At 69.9% G+C, this 4,205-nt stretch carries 4 protein-coding genes and 1 pseudogene; 1 reads left to right on the top strand and 4 read right to left on the bottom strand.

The window, feature by feature from the left end; genetic code table 11:
* The 4 genes and pseudogenes from GA0115259_RS08320 to GA0115259_RS08305 form a co-directional block, all read right to left on the bottom strand.
* Positions 1-323: pseudogene (locus tag GA0115259_RS08320) on the bottom strand (hydroxymethylbilane synthase); the annotation flags it as partial.
* Positions 320-1,675: a glutamyl-tRNA reductase gene (locus GA0115259_RS08315; RefSeq protein ID WP_093593093.1), complete on the bottom strand. Its 1,356-nt coding sequence runs from the start codon at positions 1,673-1,675 to the stop codon at positions 320-322. The pseudogene GA0115259_RS08320 and the gene GA0115259_RS08315, both read right to left, overlap by 4 nt.
* Positions 1,672-2,463, bottom strand: a complete 792-nt coding sequence (locus GA0115259_RS08310) for a redox-sensing transcriptional repressor Rex (protein WP_093593090.1) — start codon at positions 2,461-2,463, stop codon at positions 1,672-1,674. Before GA0115259_RS08310 ends, GA0115259_RS08315 begins: the two co-directional genes overlap by 4 nt.
* Positions 2,464-2,828: 365 nt before the next feature.
* A complete protein-coding gene (locus GA0115259_RS08305) occupies positions 2,829-3,125 on the bottom strand; it encodes a glutaredoxin family protein (RefSeq protein WP_093593099.1) in 297 nt (98 codons plus the stop codon).
* A 151-nt stretch (positions 3,126-3,276) separates the two neighbouring features.
* Between GA0115259_RS08305 and GA0115259_RS08300 the strand changes: the two genes are divergently transcribed.
* A partial coding sequence (locus tag GA0115259_RS08300) for an HAD family hydrolase (RefSeq protein WP_093593096.1) occupies positions 3,277-4,205 on the top strand: 929 nt, incomplete at its 3' end.

Raw genomic sequence — 4,205 nt, 5'->3', positions numbered from 1 at the left:
GGGTCCTCGCGGCGCGGCACCGCCGCCAGCGTCAGCGCGTCGGGCTGGGCCGTCGGCAGGTCCTTGAGGGAGTGCACGGCGAAGTCGACCTCGCCGCGCAGCAGCGCGTCACGCAGGGCGGTGACGAAGACGCCGGTACCGCCGATCTGCGAGAGGTGCTCGCGGGAGGTGTCGCCGAACGTGGTGATCTCGACCAGCTCCACCGGCCGGCCGGACAGCTCACGCACCGCGTCCGCCACCAGCGCGGACTGGGCCATGGCGAGCTTGCTGCGCCTCGTTCCGAGCCTCAGTGGCTTACCGGGCCTCAGTGGCTTTTCGGTCATACTCGCCCTCTGCCTACACCGTCGGTGTCATTCAGGTCGGCCCGGCTGACGGCGGCGACCGTCTGCGGGTCGAGGTCGAAGAGTTCACGCAGCGCGTCCGCGTACCCGGCGCCGCCGGGCTCGCTGGCGAGCTGCTTGACCCGCACGGTGGGCGCGTGCAGGAGTTTGTCGACGACACGGCGCACGGTCCTGGTGACCTCGGCGCGCTGTCTGTCGTCGAGATCGGGGAGCCTGCCTTCGAGGCGCGCGACCTCGCTGCTCACCACATCGGCCGCCATGGCGCGCAGCGCGACCACGGTCGGTGTGATGTGCGCGGCGCGCTGGGCGGCGCCGAAGGCGGCCACCTCGTCGGAGACGATGGTGCGGACCTGATCGACATCGGCGGCCATCGGTGCGTCGGCCGAGGCCTCGGCGAGCGTTTCGATGTCCACGAGCCTGACACCGCCGAGGCGGTGCACGGCGGCGTCGACATCGCGGGGCATGGCGAGATCGAGCAGTGCGAGTGGAGCCGTACGGCCGTCCAGCGCGGCCTCGACGGCGTCGGTGCTCAGCACCACACCGGTCGAGCCGGTGCAGGACACGACGACATCGGCACGTGTCAGCTCGTCACGGACGGCGCCCATGGCCACGGCGCGCGCGCTCACACCCGTGCCGCCCGGCTGGTTGAGGATCTGTACGAGCCGGTCGGCGCGCGCGGCCGTGCGGTTGGCTACGACGATCTCCTCGACGCCGGCCCGGGCGAGCGTGGCGGCGGCGAGCGAGGACATCGAGCCCGCGCCGATCACCAGGGCGCGCTTGTCCTTGGCCCAGGCCTCCACGGCCCGGCCGGCGGCGAGCTGCTCCAGACCGAAGGTGACGAGCGACTGCCCGGCCCGGTCGATACCGGTCTCGCTGTGGGCGCGCTTGCCGACCCGCAGCGCCTGCTGGAACAGATCGTTCAGCAGCCGGCCCGCGGTGTGCAGCTCCTGTCCCAGCGCCAGCGCGTCCTTGATCTGGCCGAGAATCTGGCCCTCGCCGACGACCATCGAGTCCAGACCGCAGGCCACCGAGAAGAGATGGTGGACGGCGCGGTCCTCATAGTGCACATAGAGATAGGGAGTCAGCTCCTCCAGCCCGACCCCGCTGTGCTGGGCGAGCAGCAGGGAGAGCTCGGCGACTCCGGCGTGGAACTTGTCGACGTCGGCGTACAGCTCGATGCGGTTGCAGGTGACGAGAACGGCGGCCTCGGTCGCGGGCTCCGCGGCGAGCGCGTCCTGCAACAGCTTGACCTGGGTGTCGGTGGGCAGCGACACCCGCTCCAGCACACTCACCGGCGCGCTGCGATGGCTCAGTCCGACGACGAGAAGACTCATGCCGGCATCACCGCCGGAACGTCGCCGTCAGGTCCCTTGCGGTGCGCGGCGGTGCCGTCCGCCGCACCGTCGGTGCTGCCCTCACGCTCCGCCGCGGCGGCCAGGGCCGCTTCGGTGGCGGCTTCCTCACCGGCCTTGCGCTGCTCGTGGAAGGCGAGGATCTGCAGCTCGATGGAGAGGTCGACCTTCCGTACGTCCACTCCGTCGGGAACGGAGAGCACGGTCGGCGCGAAGTTGAGGATGGAGGTCACACCGGCGGCGACCAGCCGCTCGCAGACCTGCTGGGCGGCGCCCGCGGGAGTCGCGATCACTCCGATGGAGACGCCGTTGTCGCTGATGATCCTCTCCAGCTCGTCCGAGTGCTGGACCGGCATTCCGGCGACCGGCTTGCCGGCCATGGCTGGGTCGGCGTCTATGAGCGCGGCGACCCGGAAGCCGCGTGAGGCGAATCCGCCGTAGTTGGCGAGCGCGGCGCCGAGATTGCCGATACCGACGATGACGACCGGCCAGTCCTGGGTGAGCCCCAGCTCACGGGAGATCTGGTAGACGAGGTACTCGACGTCGTATCCGACGCCTCGGGTCCCGTACGAGCCGAGGTAGGAGAAGTCCTTGCGCAGCTTGGCGGAGTTCACCCCGGCCGCGGTCGCGAGTTCCTCGGAGGAGACCGTGGGTACGGAACGCTCGGACAGAGCGGTCAGCGCCCGCAGATACAGCGGAAGCCTGGCGACGGTGGCCTCGGGGATTCCTCGGCTACGGGTCGCCGGTCGGTGAGTTCGGCCAGTTGCCACGGTGCTCCTGCGGGATGAGCGAGGCTGCAGGCGGCCATATGTCCAAGGACCGCCCCGTCGAATGCAGGCTATGTCTTTGTGAACGCGTGCACAAAGATGGTGTCCGCTTTGTCCGAGCAAAGTGACCGGGGTCACGCGTCCCGATCCGGCGATCCCGGAACCGGCGACCGCATCGACCCGTTGCACAGAGGAAGGGGGCAAAACCGCACACACTCCTTACGAATGGGCCCCCGAGACCGCTTCCCGAATCCCTCCGGGACCGGCCCCAGGATCTCCGGCGACAGCGTCCGTACCGCACCGCGACCCGGACCGCTCTCCTCGAAGGGGGCCCAGCAAAGCGCCCACGATGGTAACCGTCTTTTCAGTCAGGCCCCCAGTTCCCGGCGGAGCCGATCCGCGTCCACCCGCCAGAATGTGTGCTGCTCGCCGTCCACCAGCACCACCGGAATCTGCTCCCAGTACGCGCGATGCAGCGCCTCATCCTGCGTGATGTCCTTTTCCTCCCAGGATGCTCCCGTCTCCGAGCACACCGTCTCGACAACCGCACGCGCATCGTCACAGAGATGGCATCCCGGCTTCGAGACAAGTGTCACCACCCGCTCGCCGGCCGTTTTCTTCGTCGTCTTCGTCTTCTTCGTCGTACGCCGCAACAGAGGACTCATGCGGCCCATTCTGCGCCCGAGCGGCATCCGAGACGCCCGGTCGTCCACAGGCAGCCTTCAATCGCCCGATTAACGCACCGGTCCCGCAGAGTTCACCCCATGGCATCCCCACCCGTCGGGCAGTTCCGAACAGACTGGCTATGCTCACGCTATGGCCGCACTGGGATGGCTCACCCCCCGTAGACGCTCCGCCACCGCCCGGAGCGTGCTCGCGGGCGAGGCCGCAGCCGAGGCAGGACTGAAGTCCACACAGGCACAGGAGACCCTGGAGCCGCAGAAACCCCTGGCCTCCCGCGACGAGACGCCGGAATTCCCCGTCGTCGGGGACGCGCGCGCCGCCGCCTTCTTCGATCTCGACAACACCGTGATGCAGGGCGCCGCGCTCTTCCACTTCGGCCGCGGCCTGTACAAGAGGAAGTTCTTCCAGCGGCGGGAGCTGGCCCGGTTCGCCTGGCAGCAGACCTGGTTCCGACTCGCCGGTGTCGAGGATCCCGAGCATATGCAGGACGCGCGCGACAGCGCCCTGTCCATCGTCAAGGGCCACCGGGTCGCCGAGCTGATGTCCATCGGCGAGGAGATCTACGACGAGTACATGGCCGACCGCATCTGGCCCGGCACCCGCGCCCTCGCCCAGGCCCACCTGGACGCCGGCCAGCAGGTCTGGCTGGTCACGGCCGCGCCCGTCGAGACAGCGACGATCATCGCCCGCAGGCTCGGTCTGACCGGAGCCCTCGGCACCGTCGCCGAGTCGGTCGGCGGCATCTACACCGGCAAGCTCGTCGGCGAACCGCTGCACGGCCCGGCGAAGGCCGAGGCCGTCCGCGCCCTGGCCGCCCGCGAGGGCTTCGACCTGGACCGCTGCGCCGCGTACAGCGACTCGCACAACGACATCCCGATGCTGTCCCTGGTCGGCCATCCGTACGCCATCAACCCGGACAGCAAGCTCCGCAAGCACGCGCGCCGGCTCGACTGGCGGCTGCGCGACTACCGGACCGGCCGCAAGGCGGCCAAGGTCGGCATCCCGGCGGCAGCCGGAGTGGGCGCACTCGCGGGCGGCACGGCCGCCGCGGTCGCCCTGCA

The organism is Streptomyces sp. MnatMP-M17 (assembly GCF_900091995.1).
In the GTDB taxonomy this organism is placed as follows: Bacteria; Actinomycetota; Actinomycetes; order Streptomycetales; family Streptomycetaceae; genus Streptomyces.
This window is presented reverse-complemented; position numbering and strand designations above follow the sequence as displayed.

Coding starts and splice junctions, on each gene's coding strand:
- GA0115259_RS08315 (WP_093593093.1), bottom strand. CDS start 1,675: ATGAGTCTTCTCGTCGTCGGACTGAGCCATCGCAGCGCGCCGGTGAGT.
- GA0115259_RS08305 (WP_093593099.1), bottom strand. CDS start 3,125: ATGAGTCCTCTGTTGCGGCGTACGACGAAGAAGACGAAGACGACGAAG.